This window comes from Arthrobacter oryzae (assembly GCF_030812315.1).
Classification (GTDB): Bacteria; Actinomycetota; Actinomycetes; order Actinomycetales; family Micrococcaceae; genus Arthrobacter; species Arthrobacter oryzae_B.
On sequence record NZ_JAUSSM010000008.1, the window covers coordinates 93539 to 117727 of the forward strand.

General features: G+C 65.8%; 19 protein-coding genes. 8 read left to right on the forward strand and 11 right to left on the reverse strand.

Translation table 11 applies throughout. The features are described 5' to 3' along the window. Positions 1-91 precede the first annotated feature (91 nt). Positions 92-1516 (reverse strand): type I glutamate--ammonia ligase, encoded by a 1425-nt coding sequence (gene glnA / locus J2S97_RS16370; protein WP_307051008.1) that lies wholly within the window; start codon positions 1514-1516, stop codon positions 92-94. 285 nt (positions 1517-1801) lie between these two features. Between glnA and J2S97_RS16375 the strand changes: the two genes are divergently transcribed. Further along, the gene (locus J2S97_RS16375) at positions 1802-2239 is read left to right on the forward strand and encodes an RDD family protein (protein ID WP_307051009.1); all 438 of its coding nucleotides are present in this window, start codon (positions 1802-1804) and stop codon (positions 2237-2239) included. A 99-nt stretch (positions 2240-2338) separates the two neighbouring features. Here the strand turns inward: J2S97_RS16375 and J2S97_RS16380 are convergent, their stop codons facing one another. The 4 genes from J2S97_RS16380 to lipB all read right to left on the reverse strand — a co-directional run bounded on the left by J2S97_RS16380 (position 2339) and on the right by lipB (position 5333). Then, complete coding sequence (locus J2S97_RS16380; RefSeq protein ID WP_307051156.1) at positions 2339-2695, reverse strand: DUF3817 domain-containing protein; 357 nt, start codon at positions 2693-2695, stop codon at positions 2339-2341. A gap of 111 nt (positions 2696-2806) precedes the next feature. Continuing rightward, entirely contained in the window at positions 2807-3571 is a 765-nt protein-coding gene (locus J2S97_RS16385; protein ID WP_307051010.1) for a DUF4191 domain-containing protein, read from the reverse strand. An 89-nt stretch (positions 3572-3660) separates the two neighbouring features. Continuing rightward, complete coding sequence (lipA, locus tag J2S97_RS16390) at positions 3661-4668, reverse strand: lipoyl synthase (protein WP_307051011.1); 1008 nt, start codon at positions 4666-4668, stop codon at positions 3661-3663. Further along, positions 4665-5333, reverse strand: a complete 669-nt coding sequence (gene lipB / locus J2S97_RS16395) for a lipoyl(octanoyl) transferase LipB (RefSeq protein WP_307051012.1) — start codon at positions 5331-5333, stop codon at positions 4665-4667. Before lipB ends, lipA begins: the two co-directional genes overlap by 4 nt. A 131-nt stretch (positions 5334-5464) precedes the next feature. Here lipB and J2S97_RS16400 point away from each other — a divergent pair, with 131 nt between their 5' ends. Further along, positions 5465-7126, forward strand: coding sequence for a serine/threonine-protein kinase (locus J2S97_RS16400; RefSeq protein WP_307051013.1), 1662 nt, complete (start codon positions 5465-5467; stop codon positions 7124-7126). Positions 7127-7132: 6 nt separating this feature from the next. Here J2S97_RS16400 and J2S97_RS16405 read toward each other — a convergent pair whose 3' ends face one another. Further along, on the reverse strand, positions 7133-8032 hold the full coding sequence (locus tag J2S97_RS16405; RefSeq protein WP_307051014.1) for a TIGR01777 family oxidoreductase: 900 nt from the start codon (positions 8030-8032) through the stop codon (positions 7133-7135). 73 nt (positions 8033-8105) lie between these two features. Between J2S97_RS16405 and J2S97_RS16410 the strand changes: the two genes are divergently transcribed. Continuing rightward, on the forward strand, positions 8106-11675 hold the full coding sequence (locus J2S97_RS16410; protein ID WP_307051015.1) for a S41 family peptidase: 3570 nt from the start codon (positions 8106-8108) through the stop codon (positions 11673-11675). 121 nt (positions 11676-11796) lie between these two features. Here J2S97_RS16410 and J2S97_RS16415 read toward each other — a convergent pair whose 3' ends face one another. After that, entirely contained in the window at positions 11797-12228 is a 432-nt protein-coding gene (locus J2S97_RS16415) for an OsmC family protein (RefSeq protein WP_307051016.1), read from the reverse strand. Positions 12229-12360: 132 nt separating this feature from the next. Here J2S97_RS16415 and J2S97_RS16420 point away from each other — a divergent pair, with 132 nt between their 5' ends. Then, positions 12361-12750: a VOC family protein gene (locus J2S97_RS16420; RefSeq protein ID WP_307051017.1), complete on the forward strand. Its 390-nt coding sequence runs from the start codon at positions 12361-12363 to the stop codon at positions 12748-12750. Positions 12751-12882: 132 nt separating this feature from the next. Here the strand turns inward: J2S97_RS16420 and J2S97_RS16425 are convergent, their stop codons facing one another. The 4 genes from J2S97_RS16425 to J2S97_RS16440 all read right to left on the reverse strand — a co-directional run bounded on the left by J2S97_RS16425 (position 12883) and on the right by J2S97_RS16440 (position 18431). Then, entirely contained in the window at positions 12883-13233 is a 351-nt protein-coding gene (locus tag J2S97_RS16425; RefSeq protein WP_307051018.1) for a hypothetical protein, read from the reverse strand. A gap of 158 nt (positions 13234-13391) precedes the next feature. Next, entirely contained in the window at positions 13392-15143 is a 1752-nt protein-coding gene (sucB, locus tag J2S97_RS16430) for a 2-oxoglutarate dehydrogenase, E2 component, dihydrolipoamide succinyltransferase (protein WP_307051019.1), read from the reverse strand. Between the two features lie 127 nt (positions 15144-15270). Continuing rightward, on the reverse strand, positions 15271-16653 hold the full coding sequence (gene lpdA / locus J2S97_RS16435) for a dihydrolipoyl dehydrogenase (protein WP_307051020.1): 1383 nt from the start codon (positions 16651-16653) through the stop codon (positions 15271-15273). A 251-nt stretch (positions 16654-16904) separates the two neighbouring features. Beyond that, on the reverse strand, positions 16905-18431 hold the full coding sequence (locus tag J2S97_RS16440; RefSeq protein ID WP_307051021.1) for a leucyl aminopeptidase: 1527 nt from the start codon (positions 18429-18431) through the stop codon (positions 16905-16907). Positions 18432-18790: 359 nt separating this feature from the next. Here J2S97_RS16440 and J2S97_RS16445 point away from each other — a divergent pair, with 359 nt between their 5' ends. From J2S97_RS16445 to J2S97_RS16460, 4 genes are all read left to right on the forward strand, one after another. After that, complete coding sequence (locus tag J2S97_RS16445) at positions 18791-19729, forward strand: proteasome assembly chaperone family protein (protein ID WP_307051022.1); 939 nt, start codon at positions 18791-18793, stop codon at positions 19727-19729. 33 nt (positions 19730-19762) lie between these two features. After that, positions 19763-21094, forward strand: coding sequence for an MFS transporter (locus J2S97_RS16450; RefSeq protein WP_307051023.1), 1332 nt, complete (start codon positions 19763-19765; stop codon positions 21092-21094). 75 nt (positions 21095-21169) lie between these two features. Further along, positions 21170-22459 (forward strand): DUF4192 family protein, encoded by a 1290-nt coding sequence (locus J2S97_RS16455; RefSeq protein WP_307051024.1) that lies wholly within the window; start codon positions 21170-21172, stop codon positions 22457-22459. 309 nt (positions 22460-22768) lie between these two features. Then, positions 22769-24088, forward strand: a complete 1320-nt coding sequence (locus tag J2S97_RS16460; RefSeq protein WP_307051025.1) for an RNA polymerase sigma factor — start codon at positions 22769-22771, stop codon at positions 24086-24088. Positions 24089-24189: the final 101 nt, after the last annotated feature.

Below are 24189 nucleotides of genomic sequence, written 5' to 3' on the forward strand. Positions count from 1 at the left end.
CGTTTGGGTACAAAAAAGCCCGCATATGCTGCCGAAGCAGCACATGCGGGCTTTCTGCGGACTACTAAACGCTGTTAGGCCCGCGGTGTGACTAGACGCCGTAGTAGAGCTCGAACTCGTACGGGTTCGGGCGCAGCGACAGCGGACGGATCTCGTTCTCGTACTTGTACTCGATCCAGGTGTCGATCAGGTCCTGGGTGAACACGCCGCCGGCCTGGAGGAACTCGTTGTCCTCGGCCAGTGCGTCCAGGGCTTCCTCAAGGGTGCCCGGAGCCTTGGGGATGTCCTTGGCTTCTTCGGCCGGAAGCTCGTAGAGGTCCTTGTCGATGGGAGCCGGCGGTTCGATGCGGTTGCGGATGCCGTCAATGCCGGCCATCAGCTGGGCAGCGAATGCCAGGTACGGGTTCGAGGAGGGGTCCGGAGCGCGGAATTCGATGCGCTTGGCCTTCGGGTTGGAACCCGTGATGGGGATGCGGATACCGGCGGAGCGGTTGCCCTGCGAGTAAACCATGTTGACCGGAGCTTCGAAGCCCTTGACCAGGCGGCGGTAGGAGTTAACCGTCGGGTTGGTGAAGGCGAGGACAGCGGAGGAGTGCTTCAGCAGGCCGCCGATGTACCAGCGGGCCATGTCGGACAGGCCGGCGTAACCCTTCTCGTCGTAGAACAGCGGCTCGCCGCCGTTCCACAGCGACTGGTGGCAGTGCATGCCTGAGCCGTTGTCGCCGAAGACCGGCTTGGGCATGAAGGTGACCGACTTGCCCCAGGCGTCAGCGGTGTTCTTGACGACGTACTTGAACTTCTGCAGGTCATCAGCCGCGTGGGTCAGCGTCGTGAACTTGTAGTTGATCTCAGCCTGGCCGGCGGAGCCGACCTCGTGGTGGCTGCGCTCGACCTCAAGGCCGGCCTCGTCCAGGGCGACACACATGGCGTCGCGCAGGTCGGCCTGCTTGTCGGTGGGGGAAACCGGGAAGTAGCCGCCCTTGACGGGGGTCTTGTAGCCGAGGTTTCCGCCTTCTTCTTCGCGGCCGGTGTTCCAGTGGGCTTCTTCGGAGTCGATCTTGTAGAAGCTGCCCTGCGGGGAGGACTGGTACTGGACGTTGTCGAACACGAAGAACTCGGCTTCGGGAGCGAAGAATGCGGTGTCCGCAATGCCGGTGGACGCGAGGTAGGCTTCAGCCTTCTCGGCCACGCCGCGGGGGTCGCGGTGGTACGGGTCGCCGGTGCGGGGGTTCACGATGGAGAAGTTCAGCGCGAGGGTCTTCTCCATGCGGAACGTGTCCAGGAACGCCGTGGTGACGTCTGGGATGAGCTGCATGTCGGACTCAGCGATGCCCTGGAAACCGCGGATGGACGAACCGTCAAAGAGCTGGCCATTGATGAAGAAGTCTGCATCAACGCTCTTGGCCGGCACGTTGAAGTGCTGCTGCACGCCAGGAAGATCGGTGAAGCGGATATCGACGAATTTAATATCTTCGTCCTTGATGAACTTGAGGACTTCGTCCGCAGTCTTGAACATCTATGCTCCTTACGCATAAGTAATAACTGGCTGTAAAGCCATATGGTCCAGCGCAATCCGACGGCGCGAAAACACAAAAGTGCCCCCGCTCCCAGCTCGCTAGCAACTGTTACCACCCTAGGGACACGGGGTTTCCCGTCCGTGTCCGCTTTGTTTCCGGCAGGTTACATAACCGCCTGATATGTAAACGCTATACGGTGTCCACACTGTGGTCCATCCGCATCCATACTGTGAACTTCGCCGGGCACTTTTCAGAGGACTTCCTGCAGCGGATAGTCTTGATCTGTGGTTGATCGCAAAGACATAGGCTCGTGGCTCAGTGGTCCGGACACGTCCGGCATTTCCAAATACCCCGGCGAACGGCTCGGCCTGCCCGAGACGGGACCTGGCTCGATGGCCCGGGCGGGGCGCCGGATCCTTGCCATCTGCGTCGACTGGGGCCTGGCGCTCCTGATCAGCAACTTCGCCTTCGGCGGCGACCCGTGGGCAACGCTGGCCGTGTTCGCGGCCGAGCAGGCCCTCCTCATCGGAACCCTGGGCTACAGCATCGGCCACCGCCTCGTCGGAATCCACGTTGTGCGCCTGGGCGGCGCTCCGGCTGGGCCGCTGGCCGCACTGGTCCGCACCGTACTCCTGTGCCTGGTCATCCCGGCGGTCATCTTTGACCCGGATCACCGGGGCCTGCACGACAAGGCAATGAACACCATCCTCGTCCGGATGTAACCCGGCCGGACCGGCCGCTGCAGGGTTGGCCGTTACCGGGCGCCGGTTGCAGCCAAGGATCCGGTCAGACCCCGGCGCCGGTTGCAGCCAAGGATCCGGTCAGACCCCGGCGCTCTCGCGCTCCCGGGCAACGGACTGTCCGCTGGCGGCCGGGGTCAGGTAACCGCGCTTGCCCGCCCAGCGTTCGAACAGGATCGTGGCGAACGGAAACACCGCGGAGAGCCCGGCGAAGAACGCCACCAGGAACGGCCACCGCTGCAACCGCCACAGGGCCAGCGCCGCTACGCCGTATCCGATGAACAGGGCACCGTGAACCGGGCCGGCGATCTCCACACCCAACTCCGACGTCCTGGCCACCCACTTGAAGTACATTCCGGTCAGGAGGGCCGCCCAGCTGAACGCTTCGGCAATGGCGAGTATCCGGAAGAGACGGATGACGGCGGATTTCGAGGGCAGTTTCACGGTTCTCCGTTTTCGCTCGTGATAGTGGTGCTGGTGGTGGTTGTCCCAAAGCAAACGCCCCGGTTGCCGGCCGGATGGCCGGACGCCGGGGCGTTAACGGTGCTGCTAGCGGCCGCGGGCGGCTTTGCGATCCGGCCGGGCTTTGTAGGGGTCGATTCCCTTGGGGATGGGGAGGCGGTTTCCCAGCGAGGAAATGCGCTTGGACACCGCGCTCACTTCAAGCTTGGTGAGTTCCTTGTCCAGCTTGTTCATCTTCTTGGCGACCTGGCTGATGGGAGTCTGGCCTTCGCCGCGGCCTGTCTCGATCACGTGCACGGTGACGTTGGGCAGGATGCGCGCCAGGCGCTTGCGTTCCGCATCGACGAGCGGCCTGACACGGTGCGTGGGGCCCTCACTGACGAGGACGACGCCGGGGCGGCCGATGGCGCGGAATACGGCGTCCTGGGTGCGGGGGTTGACGGCGACGGGCTGGTCTTCGGTGATCCAGCCGCGCTTCAGCGTGCCGAGGGCGGCGCCGGAGGCACCGGGCTGGTTCTCGATCTGGGCGAAGGCGGCCCGCTCAGCGCGGCGGGAGAGGATAAGCGTGGCGGCAAGAAGACCAAGCGGGATGCCGATGATCAGGCCCGTGATCCAGTTTTCGAGCAGGTAGCCCACCAGGAAGCTGACAGCTACGACGCCCAGGAAGGACAGCAGCATGAGCCAGACCACCATGGGATCATGGCGGCGCGTCATCTGGAAGACTTCGTTGATCTGCTTCAGCCTGCTGGGCTTCTTGACCTTGGCTTCCTTCGGCTTGCGAGAGAAGAGGCCACGCTTCGGAGCGTCGGAGGCTGCCGGAGTCGGTTTGCTGGAATCAGGGGAATTCGCCATAGTGCCTTAATTCTACGTGATTTATGCCTGAGGGCCGGACGCCGGAGTGCTCCGGTTCCGGCCCTCAGGCACGTTTGTTACGAAAGACCCTAGGAGTGTGCTGCGATTAGGGAGCTTGCTTCCTGGCGGGTGCTGCCGGAGCTTTCGATGTGGGCGAGTTCTGCGGGGATTTCCCAGCCCTTTTTGCGCATTGCGGTGGCCCAGAGCCGGCCGGCGCGGTAGGAGGACCGGACCAGCGGGCCGCTCATGACGCCCAGGAAGCCGATTTCCTCGGCCTCGGTGGCGAGGTCGACGAATTCCTGCGGCTTGACCCAGCGGTCCACCGGGAGGTGCCGCTCGGACGGGCGCAGGTACTGGGTGATGGTGATCAGGTCGCAGCCGGCGTCGTGCAGGTCCTGCAGGGCTTCGGAGATTTCCTCGCGGGTTTCGCCCATGCCCAGGATCAGGTTGGACTTGGTGACCATGCCCAACTTGCGGCCCTGGGTGATGACGTCAAGGGAGCGGTCGTAGCGGAACGCCGGGCGGATGCGCTTGAAGATCCTGGGCACGGTTTCGACGTTGTGGGCGAAGACCTCGGGCTTGGAATCGCAGATCGCCTCGATGTGTTCGGGCTTGCCGGAGAAGTCCGGGATCAACAGTTCGACGCCGGTGCCGGGGTTCAGTTCGTGGATCTTGCGGACCGTTTCGGCGTAGAGCCAGACGCCCTCGTCGGCGAGGTCGTCGCGGGCCACGCCGGTGACCGTGGCGTAGCGCAGCTGCATGGCCTGCACAGAGCGGGCCACCTTGGTGGGTTCGAACATGTCCACCGGGGAGGGCTTGCCGGTGTCGATCTGGCAGAAATCACAGCGCCGGGTGCACTCGGAGCCGCCGATCAGGAAGGTGGCTTCCTTGTCTTCCCAGCACTCGAAGATGTTCGGGCAGCCGGCCTCCTCACACACGGTGTGGAGGCCTTCCTTCTTGACCAGGTTCTTGAGCTGGACGAACTCCGGGCCCATCTGGACCTTGGCCTTAATCCAATCCGGCTTACGTTCCACCGGAGTGGCCGCATTTCGCTGCTCAATGCGCAGCATCTTCCGGCCTTCTGGTGCCAGTGTCACAGTAGAGCTCCTTCGGGGCTTGAAACGAGTGCTTCTTCGTGCTTGCGGAATTCTTCCACGATCCGGTCCGCGATATCGCCGGGGCTGATGTCCCTGCCGGCTTCGATCGACATCGTGGTGACGCCGGCGTCGGTGATGCCGCAGGCGATGATCTGGGCATACGGTGCCAGATCATTGTTGCAGTTGATGGCGATACCGTGCATTGTGACCCCGTCCAGCACCCGGATGCCGATCGCGGCAATCTTGCGGTCCGGCCCCTTGCTGTCCGCCTTGATCCACACGCCGGCGCGTCCCTTGATGCGCTCGGCGTTGATGCCGTAGTCGGCCATGACCGCGATCATGACGGCTTCGAGCCGCTCCACGTAATCGCGGATGCCGGACCGGTTCCTAAGCTTGAGGATCGGGTACGCGATCAGCTGGCCGGGTCCGTGCCAGGTCAGTTTGCCGCCGCGGTCGACGGCTACGACGGGTGTCCCATCGAACGGCCGTTCGTGGTCTTCAGTGAGCTTGCCGGCCGTGTAGACGGCGGCATGCTCGAGGAGCAGGACTGTGCTGGGCGTCTCAGCTGCGACGACTTTGTCATGGAGTTCGCGCTGGATATCCCAGCCCTTCATGTAATCAACGAAATCCGGAGCAAGACCCAGCGTGGAAAACTCAAGAGTCATGGCATCCAGCTTAGACCCCGTCCGCCGTGGTACCCGATTCTGTGTTTAACCTCTCACCGGCGGCCGCCGGAGGGCGCCGGTGCCTGTGGATAACTTCTGCGGAATCCTGCCGTTTCCGCTATTCCTTGGGTATGGAGAAATTCGAGCACGACGGCGGCGCTTACGACGGTGATGCGGCACCGGCTGATGCGGTGGTGGCACCCCGCGATGCGGTCGGCGGCCAGCCTCCGGGAGCGGCCCCCGAAGTTCCGGGGTATGTCGTGGGGCGTGAACTCGGCCGGGGCGGAAGCGCCAGCGTGTGGCTTGTCCGCGAGGAACGGACCCTCCGCGAGTTTGCGGTGAAGTGCTTCGACGCACCCGTGGCCGACGCCGGTGTTCCCGGCACGGGGCGGGACGGGGAGGACAACGTACGCCGTGAACTGAGGATTCTCTCCGTACTGGATCATGACCACCTGGTGAAGGCGCACGATGTGGTCCGGCTCCGCGGTGCAGCCGACGGCAGCCTGGGGCTGGTCATGGACTACGCGGCAGGCGGATCCTTGGCCCAGCTCGTCACCTGCCGCGGTGCGCTGAGCGTAGGCGAGGCCGTAACGGTCCTGACGCCCATCGCCCAGGCCCTGGGCTACCTGCACGGAAAGGGCTTCATGCATTCTGATGTTGCGCCCGCCAACGTGCTGTTCACCGCTCACGGCAAGCCCCTGCTGGCGGACCTCGGCATCACGCGCATGGTCGGTGACGCGTCGGTCCCGTTCCCTGCCGGCACTGATGGGTTCCTGGACCCGGCGCCGGTGGACGCGCTGAGAGCGGGGCTGCAGCCCGAGCGGGATGTGTACTCAGCCGCAGCCGTCGGCTGGTACTGCCTCACAGGGAAGGCGCCGGAGCCCGGCCTGAGCCGTCCGCCGCTGTCCCTTCTGGTCCCTGGTGTCCCTGCCGCCCTCGCTTCCGCTTTGGAAGCAGGCCTGAAGGAGGACCGTCGCCAACGTCCGACGGCCTTGGAATTTGCGGCTGCCATCTACCGCAGCGCGGACGCTGCCCCGGTGGACCTTGCCGGCGCAGTCCACCCCACGGTGCTGCCCCAATTGCTGACGCGCCGCAACGTTCCGCCGTCCCGAATCGCCCGCCGCGCGGCGAAACTCCGCGCCTGGCGGCGCCGTCTGGGCTCCCCGGGCGGCCCCGCCCGACGGAGGGTCCGCGCCCCGGGCAGGCATGCCGGCGGAAGACGGCGGTGGCTCCGCGCTGCGGTGGCAGCGCTTGCCTGCGCGGGACTCGCGTCTGCGTGGATCCTGACAGCGCCACAGCAGGCAGCCGCCCCGGAGTCGGCGCGTGCGCCGTCAGTGCTGGCACAAGATGTCCTGCCGGGGACCTCAGGCGACCCGGTTTCCGCGGCGGCCAGGCAGCTGGCGCTTTCGCCAAAGCCCGAAGAGGCGGCCCGGGGACTGGCGCAGGTTAGGTCTGCTGCCTTCAGCTCAGGAAAGCTCGAGCTCCTGGACGAGGTCAATCTCGAGAATTCCCCGGCCGCCGTGGCCGACGCCAGGATCAGCGGTAGGCTCCGTGATTCAGGGCATGTCCTGGCCGGCTTCGGCACCACCTTGACGCGTGCCGAGGCAGAGCCTGGCGGCTCGGGTTCGCGGGCCGTCGTCGCAATCACAGCGGTAACCTCTGCGTACCGGGAGACAGACGCCGGCGGAAATGTCGTGGCAGTGGAAGCCGCCGGTCCGGAGCAGCGGCTCCGCCTGGTCCTGGTCAGATCCGGCGGGCGCTGGCGGATCCAGGAGATCCTGCCTGCGGCCTAGCTGCCACTACGTCTGATCCCTGCCGGTGGCCCAGGCCGCTGCCTGGGCCAGGGAAGGATGCTGCCACTCGAATCCGGCGTCGGCCAGCAACGCAGGCTCCATGCGCTGACTTCCCAGCAGGAGTTCATCGGCCAGTTTTCCCATGACCAGCCGCAGCACCGGTGCGGGAACCCGGAAAAGGGCCGGCCGGTGGAGTGCGCCGGCAAGCCGGGCAACCAGGGTATTGACGTCCGCGGTTTCCGGGGCGCAAAGGTTGACCGGGCCGGCCAACGGGGCCGCCAGCAGGAAACCGAACGCGGAGGACACGTCAGGCAGTGTCAGCCACGGCCAGCATTGCCGGCCGTTTCCCAGCGGGCCGCCGACACCCAGCCGGAGCAACGGCAGCAGCCGTCCGAGCGCCCCTCCGGACCTGCTGAGGACCACCCCCGTCCGGGGCGTGACAACACGGACGCCAGCCGGCGCCCCGTGTGCGGCTGCTTCCCACTCGTTGCAGATCCGTGCCATGATGCCGCTGCCGTTGGGCGAGTTCTCGCGCAGCACGGCAGTACCGCGGTCACCGTAATAGTTCGAGCCTGACTGGCTGATGAAGACCTGCGGCGGCTGCTCCAGCTTCGCCATCGCCGCGGCCAGGGTGCGCGTGGGGTCCAGCCGCGAGTGGAACAGCTCATCAATTCGGCGCCGGGTCCACGGACGGTCTCCGATCCCGGCACCGGCCAGGTTGATGACGGCGTCGGCGCCCTCAAGTCGGGCGGGATCAAGCTGCCCGGCCGCAGGATCCCATCGGAATTCGTCGGCCGTTGCCGGTGCCCTGCGCACCAGCCGGATGACCTCATGGCCGCCCGAACGCAAATGGGCGGACAAGTCGCTTCCGATGAGGCCTGAGGCGCCGGCCATGATGATTCGCATGATCCATCTCACCATGCCCGGCACGGCCGCAGCACCTCCCGAGCGGTCCGCCGACTTTGACTATGATCGAACGATGACCTCTTCGAGCTACCTTCGTTTCCCGCATCTGCACGGCGATCTGGTCACCTTTGTGGCCGAGGACGACGTCTGGATTGCACCCCTGGATGGAGGCCGCGCCTGGCGCGTATCCTCCCTTCAGCTCCCCGCCCGTAACCCCCGCTTCACGCCCGATGGCAAGCGGCTGGTATGGACCGTGGTGCAGGGGACGGCCCCGGAAGTTGTCACCGCGGAAGTCGACGGCGGCGGGTACCGGCAGCTGACGTACTTCGGCCACAGCTCCACCAGGGTGAAGGGCTTCACCGCGGCCGGCGACGTACTCGTCACCAGCGCGTTCCGGCAGGCCGAAAGCCGCCACACCCATGCATACAGCGTCCCGCTGGAAGGCGGCTGGTCGCAGGAGCTGGCCTACGGACCCGTCGAATCGGTTGCCTTCGGCCCTGAGATCGGCGATGAGCGCCCCGTGGTGGTGGCCAGTGTGCTCTCCCGCGAGCCCGCCTGGTGGAAGCGCTACCGGGGCGGAACCGCCGGAAAGCTCTGGATCGATGCCGACGGCAACGGCGAGTTCGAACGGCTCGTGCCGGAACTGGACGGCAACCTCGCGGACCCCATGTGGGTTGACGGACGGGTGGCCTTCCTTTCCGACCACGAAGGCTACGGCAACCTGTACTCGGTGCTCCCCAACGGCACCGGACTGCGCCGCCACACCGACCACGAAGACTTCTATGTACGCCATGCCGCCACGGACGGCAAGCGCGTGGTGTTCGAATCCGCCGGCGAGCTCTGGCTGGTTCCTGACCTTGGTTCCGACGCCGTCAAGCTCGACATTTCGCTGGGATCGGCCTCCCAGGGGCGCAGGCCTGCACTCCTGAAGACCGCCGGCCACCTCGGCGCTGTGATTCCGGACCACACGGGTTCCTCCAGCGCAGTGGAGGCGCACGGCACCATCCACTGGCTCCGCCACAAGGACGGACCCTCGCGGGTTGTGGAGGCCACGCCGGGCGTCCGGGCCCGCCTGCCAAGGCCGCTGAGCGAAGGCCGCATTGCCTACGTCGCCGACCACGACGGCGTGGAGGCCCTGTACATCAACGAAATCGCTCCACAAGTGGCGAGTGCGCAGGCAGCACCGGCCGCGCGGCCCCAGCAGGCAGCCGGGCAGGAACCGGGAACGCCGCTGCCAAAGCCCGTCCCGGCCTCGGGGATGAACCGCTCGGGCGTCGAGTCGCCCGCAGGGGATGACTCTGCGACGGACTCCCTTCCCCTCGCCGGCGGAACCAAAGGCGGCGGAACCACCGCCGGCGAGAACACCGCAGACCGGAACACCGCAGCAGCACCGGGTGCTGAAGGCGCTGGTGACGTCGCGGGCGGAGCGCCGGCTGATGCGGCCCTCCCCGGACGTGGCGCCGGGGCCGCGCGCCTCAAAAAGATCGATTTCCCTAAATCAACCCGGGCGAGTGCCATGGAGGCCAGCCCGGACGGCCGCACGCTTGCTGTGGGCACGTCCTTTGGCGACGTCTACCTGGCCGACACCCGGACCGGGACCATTAAGCTCGTCACCAGCATCGGCGAGGGCACGATCGACGGGCTGTGCTGGTCGCCGGACTCGGCCTGGCTCGGATGGTCCGAGCCGGTCACGTCCTTTGGCTCACGGAGCCGGCTTCGGATCGTCCGGGTGGACGATCCGGAATTCCGGATCGTGGACGTCACGGACGGGCGCTTCCGCGACGCCTCGCCGTCCTTCACCCCGGACGGCAGGTTCATCGCGTTCCTCTCGAACCGGAGTTTTGACCCTGTCTACGACGGACACTCCTTTGATTTGTCCTTCCCCAGCCCCATCAAGCCCTACCTGGTGGCGCTCGCAGCCGACACGCCGTCGCCGTTTGGCCCCTCGGTAGACCTCGTGGACGGGCCGGACGTCGAAACCGCTACGGATGCCGGCGAAGACGGATTCCGCGTGCCTGCCGTCCGGGTGGATGCTGAAGGACTGGCCCACCGGGTGATCGGAGTCCCGGTGCCGCAGGGCAACTATTCGGCCCTCGAAGCTACGCCGGGCGCTTTGCTCTGGCTGGACAACGCACTCGCCGGCGTCACGGGCGACGGCCGGGCCACGACTGACGACAAGGACGCCGCACCCGAACTGGTGCGTTTTGACATGGCCAAGCGCAAGACGGCCACCCTCGTGGAGGCCCTGGACAGCTACCGTGTGTCCGGTGACGGCACGAAAGTGGTTTTCCTGCAGGACAAGCAGATCCGGGTGGTGCCCGCAGACGCCAAGGCCGACGAGGACTCCGGCCAGCTGGTGAAGGTGGATGTCAGCCGCATCCGCGTGCTCATGCATCCGCTGAGCGTGTGGGGCCAGGCGTTTGACGAAGCCTGGCGGCTCCAGCGTGACTTCTTCTGGACCGAGGACATGGCCGGACAGGACTGGGAATCAGTGCACAGCCGGTACCGCCCCATCGTGGACCGGCTGGGTTCGCATGATGACCTCGTGGACCTGTTGTGGGAGCTGCACGGTGAACTCGGGACATCCCACGCCTACGTGCGTCCGGTTGCAGTCACCGAAAACGGCAGCAACGGACAGGGCCGCCTGGGCGCGGACCTGGCTTTCACCGGAGCGGGCTGGGAAATCATCCGCATCCTGGCGGGGGAATCCTCGGACCCGCTCGCAACCTCCCCGTTGACCAGGCCGGGAGCGGACGCCAAGCCCGGGGACATCCTGCTCGCCATCGACGGGGTGGAGCTGTCTGAATCACTGACTCCTGCCATGCAGCTCGTCGGTGCGGCGGGACGGGCCGTGGAGCTGACCCTTCGCAACGGCGCTGCCCACGGCGACGCGGCAGGCGATCAGCGCCGCATTGCCGTGGTGCCGGTCAAGGACGAGGAGCGCCTCCGCTACCAGGAGTGGGTTGCCGGCAACCGGCGGACGGTCCGTGAAGCGTCCGGCGGAACGTACGGCTACCTCCATATCCCGGACATGATGGCGAACGGCTGGGCGCAGCTGCACCGCGACCTTGACACCGAGACAGCATTGGACGGACTTATCGTGGATGTCCGCCGCAACCGCGGCGGCCACACGTCCCAGCTTGTTGCCGAGCTCATCGGCCGCAAGGTGACGGGATGGAGCATGCCCCGCGGCGAAAAGCCCCGGACCTACCCCCATCACGCGCCGCGCGGGCCGGTGGTGATCTTGACGGATGAGTTTGCCGGTTCGGACGGGGACATCATCACACAGGTGTCCAAGCTCCGCGGCATCGGTCCGGTCATCGGCACCCGTACCTGGGGCGGCGTGGTGGGCATCGATAACCGCTTCTCCCTCGCGGACGGAACCGGGGTGACGCAGCCGCGCTACGCCACCTGGTTCAGCGGGGGAGTGGGCTGGGGTGTCGAGAACTTCGGCGTGACCCCGGACATCGAGGTGACGTTCCCGCCGCATGCCTACGCCGCAGGCAGGGACCCCCAGCTGGAGTACGGCATCGGTGCCCTGAAGGAAATGATCCAGGAACTTCCCACGGACCGGCCGCCACTCCGGGAAGGCTACCGGCGGCTGCTTCCGGGCCCCTTGCCTGCCCGCAGCAGCAAGGACTGAGCCAGCCTGCTGCCTGGACACATAAAGGCCCCGTTTCCTGCCCTGATCGTCAGGGCAGGAAACGGGGCCTTTGCCGTGCGGTAATGCGGCTTTCCCTAGGGATGCGCCGCGCCGCGCAGGCCTAGGAAGCCGCGAGTGTGGCGTCCAGGGTGATGTCAATGCTGGCCAGGGCGCCGGAGACAGGGCAGCCGACCTTGGCTTCCGCTGCGATCTTTTGGAATTCCTCTTCCGAAATGCCCGGGATCCTGGCGCTGACGGTCAGGTGGCTGCCGGTGATGCCGGTGCCCGGCTTGAAGGTGACATCGGCCTTGGTGTGCACCTCTTCCGGCGTGTGCCCGGCCTGCGCCAGCATGTTGCTGAAGGCCATGGAGAAGCAGGCTGAGTGCGCTGCGGCAATCAGTTCCTCGGGGCTGGTCTTGCCTTCGGCCTGCTCGGTACGGGCCTTCCACGTGACGGCGTAGGTGCCCAGGCCGGAGCTGTCCAGCGTGGTGTTGCCGGACCCCTCGATCAGGTCGCCGTTCCATACGGTGTGCGCGGTGCGTGTTGCTGCCATGTCCACTCCTCAGCTTAGATTCGATCCGGTTCGGGCTTCCGCCCAAACCTTCCGGATCAATCCTATGGATTCAGGACCCGCGGCGCACGGGCTGTCCGCTGTCAGAGGATTATGACCGTCTACACTGGCGCCATGGGAACCCAACGCCGCAGGAACCAGGCCGCCGAGATTTCACCGCAGGCGCGGATCGCCGCCATCATGGTCAACGCGGCGAACGCCGAAGAGCTGTCGGGATTCTGGGCGGCGCTGCTCGGCACTTCCGTTTCCGCACGCTTTGACCAGTTTGTCTGGCTGAAGCCGGCATCGCCCGGGGCGCCGCAGTTGGCCTTCCAGGAAGTCCCTGATGCCACTCCGGGACGGCGTCGGCTGCACCTTGATGTCCACGGCCCCGATCCGGACGGCCTGCGCGCCCATGCTGAATCGCTGGGGGCTGTGTTTGTGGAAGGACATGACATCGGCGATTTCCACTGGGACGTCATGCATGACCCCGAAGGCAACGAATTCTGCATCGCCCGGGACTGACCGGCCGGGGACTGGGGCGCCTGCGACTTTCCCGCCTGTTTCAGGCCCGCAGATTCAGGTGTGAACGACGACGGCGACGCTCCCCGGCCGGGGAGCGTCGCCGTCGTTGTGGTGCCGAGGTTGTTGAAGCAGTTACTGCCAGAGGGTGGCGATGGCAACGTTCAGCAGCGCCAGGCCGCCCACGCTGTGGGCCAGGCCCTTGCTGATCGGCTCGTCCTTCTTGTACTTGCGGCGGCCGATGAAGGCCAGCACGGCGACAGCCAGCGCGATGGCGAACTTGATGCCGAGCTTGAAATAGTTGGCGTCCATGTCCAGTGCGGGGATGAGCCCCATCATCACGATGCCGGTGATGAGCTGCAGGGCAGCACCGTCGAACTGGCGGGGGTGCACCGTGGGCTTTTTCATGTTGCCGATCCAGATGCCGACAATCATCGCTGCGCCGACGATGTGGAGGAAGACCATGATGTTATAAACGATGTCCATGGGGCCAGTCTAGCCAGAGGGTTCTACGCTTCGTAGTAAGCCCCGCGGGACGGCAAGGCGACGATTTGGTAACCAAACGGCGGCGGCGCAGGCACCGGTGGTTTGTCCACCGGGTCCTGCGCCGCCGCCGTTATTTGAAGCTGGTTGCCCTGCTGGGCTTAGAGCCCCAGGTCGGCCTCGAAGGCGCCGGCCTCAAGGCGGGCCTTGAGGGTCTGCAGGAAGCGTCCTGCATCGGCGCCGTCCACCAAACGGTGGTCGTACGTGAGGGAGAGGTACATCATGGAGCGGATGGCGATCGAGTCGTCGCCGTTTTCATCGGTGACCACCACGGGGCGCTTGACGATCGCACCGGTGCCCAGGATTCCCACCTGCGGCTGGTTGATGATCGGGGTGTCGAACAGTGCGCCGACAGAACCGATGTTGGTGATGCTGAACGTTCCGCCGGACAACTCATCCGGGCCGATCTTGCCGTCGCGGGTGCGGCTTGCGACATCGGCGATCTTGCCGGCCAGGCCGGCGAGGTTCAGGCTGCCCGCATCGGAGATGACCGGAACCAGGAGGCCCTTGTCCGTGTCCACGGCGATGGCCAGGTGCTCGGCGTTGTGGTAGGTGATTTCCTGCTTGTCTTCGTCGTAGGCAGCGTTCACCTTCGGGTGCTGCTTCAGCGCTTCTGCCACTGCCTTGGCGATGAACGGCAGGAAGGTCAGCTTCACGCCGTTCTGGGCCTGGAAGGAGTTCTTTGCCTTGAGGCGCAGCTTGGCGATCTTGGTCATGTCCACTTCGTGGACCTGTGTCAACTGAGTGGAGACGTCAAGGGACTCGCGCATGCGGCGGGCAATGACCTGGCGGATGCGCGGTGCCTTCTGCACCGTGCCGCGCAGGGACGAGGCCGCGGCTTCCTGCTTGGACCCGGCCGATGCCGGTGCCGCGGCGGCGGGAGCCGGAGCTGCCTTCGCCTCGGCGGCAGCAATCACGTCCTGCTTGCGGATGCGGCCGCCAACTCCGGTGCCGGTGAGGGAGGAAATGTCCACGCCCTGCTGGTTGGCGAGTTTGCGCACCAGGGGAGTGACGTAGCCGGACTCGGCCGATGCTGCTTCAGCGGCCGGAGCAGCTGCGGCTGCCGGTGCCGGAGCTGCCGGGGCTTCCTGCTTGGGTGCTGCGGGTGCTTCGGCCTTGGCCTCGGCGGCCGGAGCCTCCTGCTTCGGAGCTTCGGCTGCGGGAGCCTCCTGCTTCGGAGCCGGTGCGGCCGGTGCAGCAGCAGGTGCGGCTGCACCGGAGCCGATAACGGCAAGAACGGACCCAACCTCGGCGGTCTCGTCCTCGTTGACACGGATTTCCTGCAGGGTGCCGGCAACCGGAGACGGGATCTCCGTGTCCACCTTGTCCGTGGATACCTCGAGGAGGGGTTCGTCGACCTCGACGGAGTCGCCGACGGCCTTGAGCCAGCGGGTCACGGTGCCTTCGGTGACGGATTCGCCGAGGGCAGGAAGGGTAACTTCGTGGCCCTCGCCGGAGGCGGCCGGAGCTGCTTCCGCGGCCGGGGCCTCAGCCGGTGCCGGCGCCTCGGTGGAGGGAGCTTCTTCAGCTGCGGGTGCTTCTTCAGCGGCGGGTGCTTCTTCGGCCGGCGCCTGCTCTGCGGGAGCTGCTTCTTCGGAAGCACCGGCCGAACCAGAGCCGTCACCAATGCGGACGAGCGGGGCGCCGACTTCGGCGGTCTCATCTTCGGCGACGAGGATTTCCTCAATCACGCCAGCAATCGGAGAGGGGATTTCGGTGTCTACTTTGTCGGTGGAAACCTCGAGCAGCGGCTCGTCCACCTCTACCCGGTCACCTACCTGCTTGAGCCAGCGGGTGACGGTTCCTTCGGTGACACTCTCACCGAGGGCGGGCAAGTTAACGGATTCAGACATGTCGTCCCCGTTCTCCTTATTGATCTTTAGTGCGGATGATTGCTGCCTTGTTCGAGCTTAGTGCACCCTGCTGATCATGCCGGGTGCACTAAGCTCAGTGTTCTTGCGGTGGTGCGGGGCGGAATTACTACCCGTGGAGGGCTTTGCCCGCGAGGGCAAGGTGGGCCTCGCCGAGGGCCTCGTTCTGGGTCGGGTGCGCGTGCAGCAGCTGTGCCACGTCCTCCGGGTAAGCTTCCCAGTTCACGATCAGCTGGGCTTCGCCGATCTGCTCACCCATACGGGAGCCGATCATGTGGACGCCCACCACGGGGCCGTCCTTCTGGCGGACCAGCTTGACCAGGCCGCCGGTGCCGAGGATGGAGCTCTTGCCGTTGCCGGCAAGGTTGTACTCCTGGATTTCCACCTGGTCGTCACCGAACTTTTCCTTGGCGCCCTTCTCCGTGTAGCCCACAGTGGCGATTTCGGGCTCGGAGTAGGTGACCTTGGGGATGTTGACGTCCTCAACGATGACGGGCTTCAGGCCGGCGATTTCCTCGGCCACGAAAATGCCCTGCTGGTAGCCGCGGTGGGCCAGCTGGACGCCCGGGACGATGTCGCCCACGGCGTAGACGTTGCCGACGCCGGTGTGCAGGCGCTCGTTGGTGATGACGAAGCCGCGGTCAATGGTGATGCCGGCGTCTTCGTAGCCAAGGTTGGCGGTAACCGGTCCGCGGCCGACGGCCACGAGGAGCAGTTCGGCTTCGAAGGTCTTGCCGTCAACCAGGGTGACCTTGACGCCGTCGTTGTTCTGCTCAACGCCCTGGAAGAAGACGCCGGTGGAGAATTTGATGCCGCGCTTCTTGAACGCGCGCTCAAAGTTCTTGACGATCGCGGCGTCCTCGTTCGGGACCAGCGACGGCAGGCCTTCAACGATGGTGACGTCCACGCCGAAGGACTTCCACACCGAGGCGAACTCGACGCCGATGACGCCGCCGCCCAGGATGATCGCGCTCTTGGGGATGTAGTCCATGGTCAGTGCTTCGTCGGAGGTGATGACCTTGCCGCCGATTTCCAGCCCCGGCAACGTACGGGAGTACGAGCCCGTGGCCAGGACGATGTTCTTGCCCTTGTAGGCCGTGCCGTTCACGACAACGGTGTCGGTGCCCTGCAGCTTGCCTTCACCTTCGATGACGGTGATGCCCTTGGACTTGATTAGGCCCTGCAGGCCCTTGAACTTGCCGGCGACGATGCCGTCTTTGTAAGCGTTGACAGCGCTCATGTCGATGCTGTCCAGTGTGACGTTGACGCCGTACTTCGCGGAGTCGCGGGCGTGGTCGGCGAGCTCAGCGGAGTGCAGGAGTGCCTTGGTGGGGATGCAGCCGTTGTGCAGGCAGGTGCCCCCGAGTTTCCCCTTCTCCACGAGGCCTACAGTGAGGCCAAGCTGAACAGCGCGGAGGGCTGTGGCGTAACCGCCGCTGCCACCGCCGAGTACCAGGATGTCGAATTCTTGCGCAGTTGCCTGATCGGCCACTTAGACGCTCCCTCGCGTGAACGATGACACGAGAGTACGCATCATCTGGTCTTGGAACTTGCTCTGCCGTGATTATGCCAGCAGGCCGGTTCTCTTGCATTTGTGACTACCGCAGTTCACCTTAGCGAACCACTTATCCATGCTCCACCTTGTCACGGCGTTTGTGGAGCGCTTGTGTCGAGTGTCACGCGGCTTTGTGGCCGACGGATCATGGACTCCGCCACAAAGCCGCGTATGACTCGTGCGGACGCTTAGGCAGAGGCCGCCAGGACGTCTTCTACATACGCCACGAGCGTGCGGACCGTGCAGCCCGTGCCCTGCTTCGGGGTGTAGCCGTAGGGGCTGCCGTTGTTAAAGGACGGGCCCGCGATGTCGATGTGGGCCCACGGAATCTGCTCGCCGTCCTTGCCCTTGCCGACGAATTCACGCAGGAACACTGCAGCGGTCATCATGCCGCCGTGGCGCTCACCAATGTTGGCCAGGTCCGCCACCTCGGAGTCGAGGCTGGCGCGGAGTTCGTCCGGCAGGGGCATCGGCCACACCAGCTCGCCGGCGCGGTCGGCCGCGGTCTTCAGCGGGCCGGTGACGCTGTCCGAGCCCATGACGCCGGCGGTCCGGTTGCCCAGTGCGATCAGCTGGGCGCCGGTCAGGGTCGCGACGTCGATGATGGCGTCCGGGTACTCCTGGCTGGCGGCCACGATGCCGTCCGCCATGACCAGGCGGCCTTCGGCATCCGTATTAAGGACCTCGACAGTCTTGCCGCCGAACATGGTGAGGACGTCCGCCGGACGCTGCGCGGCGCCCGACGGCATGTTTTCGGCAATGCACAGCCACGCGGTGGCCTTAACGGGCAGGCCGAGGCCTGCGATCGCCAGCACGGTGTTAAGCACGACGGCGGCGCCCGCCATATCGCTCTTCATGTCGCCCATGCCGAGGGCGGGCTTAATGGAGATGCCGCCGGTGTCAAAGGTGATGCCCTTGCCCACGAGGGCGATCTTGGCGGTGGCCTTGGACGGCGCGTACTCCACCTTGACCAGGCGCGGCTGCCGGGTGGATCCCTTGCCGACGCCCATGATTCCGCCGAAGCCCTCCTTTTCGAGGCGCTTCTCGTCCCACACGGTGACCTTGACCGGCAAGCCCTTGGAGAGTTCCTTGGCGGCATCGGCAAAGGACTCAGGGAACAGGTGGCTGGGCGGCTGGTTCACCAGCGAGCGCGTGGCATTGACGGCCTTCCCGATCAGGGCGGCACGGTTCAGCAGCGGCTGCAGGTCCTTGTTACCGGCGAAGTCTGTGGAAATCACCACGTTCTGCACCGGATCCTTGCGGCCGTTAGCGGCTGAGCGGTACTCGGTGAACGAGTAGGAACCCATGGCGGCGCCTTCGGCGATGGCCGCTACGTCGGCGAGTGACGCCGTCGGAAGCGCCAGCGTGACGGTGCTGAGGCCGGCAAGCTGGCGGACAGCGGAGCCTGCCGCGCGGCGCAGGGCCTCCTCCGTGAGTTTGCTTCCGGCCCCCGGCTTGCCGACCCCGGCCAGTACCAGGACAGCCGCGCCGGCTTCGGGAAGGCCGGGGAGCCTGTGGACCTGGTCGGCCGCGCCGGTCAGGCCAAGAACCTTCAGGGACTCCGCGATGGCCTCGGCGGACTTGGCCGTCAGCGGGTTGTCCAGCAGCACGGGACCGTCGGGCCCCTGCGCCACTCCAATGACCAGAGCATCCGTGGGCGACTTCTTAACGTCACGCGCAATGACGCTAAGTTTGATTTCAGTATTCTTGACCACGAGGATCAGTCCTCAATTCTCTGTGATTTTCGGCAGGAAGCGCATGTTGGGCGCCCCGCCATGGGAAACCGGCCATCGTCGGCTTGAGACGCAACCCGGTGTCTGCAAGGCCGTCCGTAGGGCCAGTTCCGATCGTAGTCTCTCCGCCTGGGGACCGCTGAATCCCATGAGACCTGCAACACACCGCCGGTGGAACGGTTCGGGTGCGGAATGCTTCGGGCGACCGGTGCGTTGTAAGAAATATCCGGCGGATCTGCGCGGATTCCTTGGCGCACGTGCCACTGAACCTGCCCATTGGGTTGCCGCCCCTAAGGTGCTGACGCACCCCGCCTCCGCCGCCACTTCGAAAGGAACATGCCGTGCTTGAACGGATTTCCGGCTCCCTGCTGGACCCCGACGCTCTCTATGTGAGCAACGCCGAGCTGTTCGACAGCCCGTCACTCCGCGGGCTCAATCTGGTGATGGGCTTTACGGGATTCGCCGACGCCGGCCACGTGGTCAAGCAGATCACCGCCGAACTGCTGGACACCCTCGATTCGGAGCCGGTTGCCGTCTTCGATGCCGACCAGCTGATTGACTACCGTTCGCGCCGTCCGCACGTCACCTTCGTCGAGGATCACCTCCAGGACTACCAGGCCCCGAAGCTGGCCCTCTACCGGCTGGTCGACGGGCTGGGGAATCCGTACCTCTTCCTGGCCGGCTTCGAGCCCGACCTCCAGTGGGAACGGTTCGCGCGCGCCGTCGTCCGGATCGTCGAGCACCTCGACGTGAACCTGGTGACGTGGATCCACTCCATCCCGATGCCCGTTCCCCACACCCGGCCGGTTGGCGTGACCGTCCACGGCAACCGCCCTGAGCTCATCGAGGGAATCTCCGTCTGGAAGCCCACGGTGGAAGTTCCCGCGGCTGTGGGTCACATCCTTGAACTGCGCCTCACGGAGGCCGGCCGCAACATTGCCGGCTACGTCATCCACGTCCCGCACTACCTCGCCGAAGCCGAATACCCCAACGCCGCCGTTGCCGGCCTTGAATACCTGGGTGCGGCCACATCATTGATGTTGCCATCCGACCGCCTGCGTGAGGCTGGACGTGAAGTGGGGCGGCAGATCGCCGAACAGCTTGAGGCATCCGAGGAAGTGCAGCAGGTGGTGTCCCGCCTGGAGACCCGCTACGACGAAAAGGCGGAGGGGACGGTCCGCCGCTCACTGCTGGCAGACGAAAACGATGAACTTCCCAACGCTGACGCGCTCGGTGCAGCCGTGGAAGCCTACCTCGCCCGTAAAGAACCCGGACAATAAATCCTATTTTCCTGCCGCAGGCATAATAGGTAGGTGACTGCACCCCGCGCCTGGCTCATCTGGACCGTCGGGATTTTCGCGTACCTCGTGGCCGTCAGCCAGCGCACGTCCTTTGGGGTCGTTGGCCTCGAGGCGACGGAACGGTTCCACGCCACCGCAGCTGAGATCTCCTTCTTCACGGTGTTGCAGCTCCTGGTCTACGCCGGCCTGCAGATCCCGGTAGGGGTCCTGGTTGACCGCCTGGGATCACGGACCATGATCGCCGGGGGAGCCGTCCTGATGGGGCTTGGCCAGCTTCAGCTGGCCTTTGCGGACAATATTCCCGGCGGGGTGCTTGGCCGCGTCCTGGTGGGTGCCGGAGACGCCATGACGTTCATTTCAGTGATCCGGCTGATACCCCTGTGGTTCGCCCCGGCCAGGGTTCCGCTCATCACACAGCTGACCGGAATGTCCGGCCAGCTCGGGCAGCTCTTCAGCGTGGTCCCGTTCGCCATGATCCTTCATTCGGCCGGATGGACCCCCGCATTCCTGACCCTCGCGGCGATGTCCGCGCTCGCCGTCGTTCTGGTACTGGCTGCCCTGAAGGACCAGCCGCCCGGCCACCCGCGCCCTGAACCCGGCCAGGGACTGAAGGCCACCGGCATATCCCTGTCCAGCGCCTGGCGGCAACCCGGCACCCGGCTGGGGTTGTGGAGCCACTTCACCATCCAGTTCAGCGGGACGGTGTTTGCCATGACCTGGGGCTACCCCTTCCTGATCTCCGCACAGGGCCTTGACACCGGCACCGTGTCCGGACTGATGGCCGTATACGTCGCCGCGGCCATCGCGGCGGGACCGCTGATTGGCAGGTTCGTCTCCCGGCATCCGCTGCGGCGCTCCACCATGGTGCTCCTGATCGCAGCCACCACCGCTGCGGCCTGGGCCGCTGTGCTGCTTATGCCGGGCCGATCACCCCTTTGGATGCTCGCCGGGCTCGTGGTCGTGCTGGCCATCGGCGGGCCAGGCTCCATGATCGGCTTCGACTTCGCCCGCACCTTCAATCCGGCCCACCGGATCGGAACCGCCACCGGGATCGTCAACGTGGGCGGATTCATTGCCGCGCTGGTGGCTATTTACCTCGTCGGCGTCGTGCTTGACGTCCTCCACGCCAGCGGCTTCTCCAGGGGCGAGCTGTACGGCCTCGATCCGTTCCGGATTGCCCTGAGCGTCCAGTTCGTGCTGATCGGCATCGGCGCGGGCGCGATCATCATCACCCGACGGAAGGTCCGGCGCCAGATGGCCGCCCAGGGCGTCGTGGTGCCGCCCCTGCTCAAAGCCCTCGCGCAGCAGCGCCGGCGAAACCTGGAACGCCGCCGCGCCGAGTAGGGCACTGAAAACCGGTTTTCCACATACGCGAAGCGACCCCTGCCAGCGGGCCGCCGGCCGCTCCAGTCTGGATGCATGACACCTCCAGAACGACTGATCATCACCGGACCCGAGGACATCCTGGGCTTCATTCCCCATTCACTTGGCTACTGGCCGGCCAACAGCCTGGTGGCCATGACCATGCAGGGTAAGCGCCTTGGCGCCACCCTTCGCGTGGACTTGCCGGACCTTGACTCGGGTTCGGGGCTGCTTCGGTTTGCGCGCACGGTCAGGGACTACCTGGAAGCGGATCACGACGCCGACGGCGCCCTCCTGGTGCTCTTCAGCAACGACGGGTGGTTTGCCTGCGTGGACACTGCCCCCGGCAGCGTCCCTGCCGGGGCCCCGGTGGAGGGGACGCTGGCGTGGCTGCTGGCAGCCCTCGAGGTCGAACTGGAATTATCCGGGCTCCCCGTCCGCGACGCCTGGTACGTCGGCGAGGCTTTCTGGCGGAACGCGTACTGCTTCGATCCCTCCTGCTGTCCGTTCCCCGGCCGCTCCGTGGATGAAATCAGGGACAGCAGGCTGAATGCAGAGATGGTGTTCCGCGGAAGCAGCGTGGGGGAGGATCCTGTCCGCGCAGCCTGTGCCCGGTTCGAGGGAGCTGGCGCCGACCTGTCCGTGATGGAATCCGAAGAAAGTTGGGCCGGGAAGTTTGTTGAGCGCCGGGGTAGCCGTTCCCAGTTCGCGACCATTCTGGATGCCTGGGAGTGTGTGCTGGCCGCGGACGCGGGAGCACACCTTCCGGCCGAGCTGGCAGGGTACCTGCGGGCTACGCTGTGCGTCCCCCATTGGCGGGATGCGGTGCTGGTGATGAGTGCGGCCGGCCGGCAAGCAGCGGAGCAGGGAGCCGAGGACTTCGGGATCTTCGATCCCGACACCGGGTTGCAGGCAGTCCTGCCGCCGGTCGAAGGGCAGCCGGTTGAAGGACAGCAGGTTGGCGGGCTGCCGCGTGGGGCGCGCCCGCCAGCCTGCCCTGCGGACGATGCAGCCCATGCCGTTCCCGGGTACGGGGATGTACTGCTGGGGCTGGCGCCGGCGTCACCCCGGTGGGACCGGATGCGGACGCTGGAGGCCGTGTTGGTGCAGCTGGGTGCGGCCGGCGGGGGAGAGAGCGGCGCGGCCTCGCTGACGGCACGGGGGTGGATCGAGTGGTGCCGCGGCCGGGGCTCGTTCGCGCACGCACTGCTGGACCAGGCGGTCATGGCCCAGCCCGGGTACCGACTGGCGGAACTCCTCTCGGAGCTGGTCGGCCGGGGAACGCTGTGCGGCTGGGCAGGGCGCCGTGATGCGGCATGGCAGAAGTTCGAACCGGACGCGGCCTAGTGCCCCGGCCGCCGCCGGTGCGTGGCCAGGCTGCAAGGCGGGCCGTCCGGCCGAAACATTCCGCCCGGAGGCCTGCCCTGAGGCGGCGATTGGGAAAATCGTGAGACAATGGATGCCGAGACCCGGTTGGGTCCGTGAATCAAGTGCATGTAGTGGTGCCCGGAAACGGGAACATTACGGCCGCTCCGGCAGTTCTACTTAATGGCTCTGCTGGCCGCGATCGCACCTGATGTGAATCACGGACTTGACAGGGTCATAGTGGTGTTGCCCGTATGGTGATTCCACAGACCGCCGCTAGAAAGGTTTTCTGTGACCCCGTCTTCCGCGAAGAAGGAACCCGCCGACCAGGCCGAATTGTCCCCTGAGGAGAAGAAGGCGGCGACGAGCGCCAAGCGTGCCGCCACGCGAGCAGCCAATAAGGCTGTCAAAGATGCTACTTCCGCCGACGGCGGCTCCCCGGCAAAGCCCGAGCCGAAGAAGCGCGGACCCAAGCCGGGTGCCAAGGCTGCAGCCGAAGCTGCCGGCAAGTCCAGCACGTCGGACGACGACGAGGACGTTGAGCTGGATGAAGATCTCGACGACGTAACTCCGGATCCGTCCGAGCTGACCGAGGAGGAGGCCGCCAGCAAGACCGGCGCCGCAGCCACTGGCTCGGGCTTCGTGTACTCCGACGCCGATGACGACGACGCCCCGGTCCAGCAGGTCATGTCGGCCGGCGCCACGGCCGACCCCGTCAAGGACTACCTGAAGCAGATCGGCAAGGTTGCCCTGCTGAACGCAGAGCAGGAAGTGGACCTTGCCCTCCGCATCGAGGCCGGCCTGTTCGCCGAGGAGAAGATCGCGGCGGACGACGGCTCCATGGATCCGAAGCTCAAGCGCGAGCTCGAATTCGTCATCCATGACGGAAAGCGAGCCAAGAACCACCTGCTGGAGGCCAACCTCCGTCTCGTCGTTTCGCTGGCCAAGCGCTACACCGGCCGCGGCATGTTGTTCCTTGACCTGATCCAGGAAGGCAACCTGGGCCTCATCCGTGCGGTCGAGAAGTTCGACTACACCAAGGGCTTCAAGTTCTCCACGTACGCCACATGGTGGATCCGCCAGGCCATCACCCGCGCCATGGCCGACCAGGCCCGCACCATCCGTATCCCGGTGCACATGGTGGAAGTCATCAACAAGCTGGCACGCGTCCAGCGCCAGATGCTGCAGGACCTGGGGCGCGAACCTACGCCTGAGGAACTGGCGCTCGAACTGGACATGACCCCTGAAAAGGTCGTTGAAGTCCAGAAGTACGGCCGCGAGCCCATCTCGCTGCACACGCCCCTTGGTGAGGACGGCGATTCCGAGTTCGGTGACCTCATCGAGGACTCCGAAGCCGTAGTTCCCGCCGACGCGGTGAGCTTCACCTTGCTGCAGGAGCAATTGCACTCGGTGCTGGACACCCTGTCCGAGCGCGAAGCCGGCGTCGTCGCCATGCGGTTCGGCCTCACCGACGGGCAGCCGAAGACTTTAGACGAAATCGGCAAGGTCTACGGAGTGACGCGCGAGCGTATCCGGCAGATCGAATCGAAGACGATGTCCAAGCTGCGGCACCCGTCCCGGTCCCAGGTCCTGCGCGACTACCTGGACTAGGAAGGGCCGGCCTTGACTGGCCGTTCCGGTTGACTCAATGGGAAAGGCCCCGCCTGTGGCGGGGCCTTTCCCATGTGTAGAGCGCCGGCAAACATCCCGGA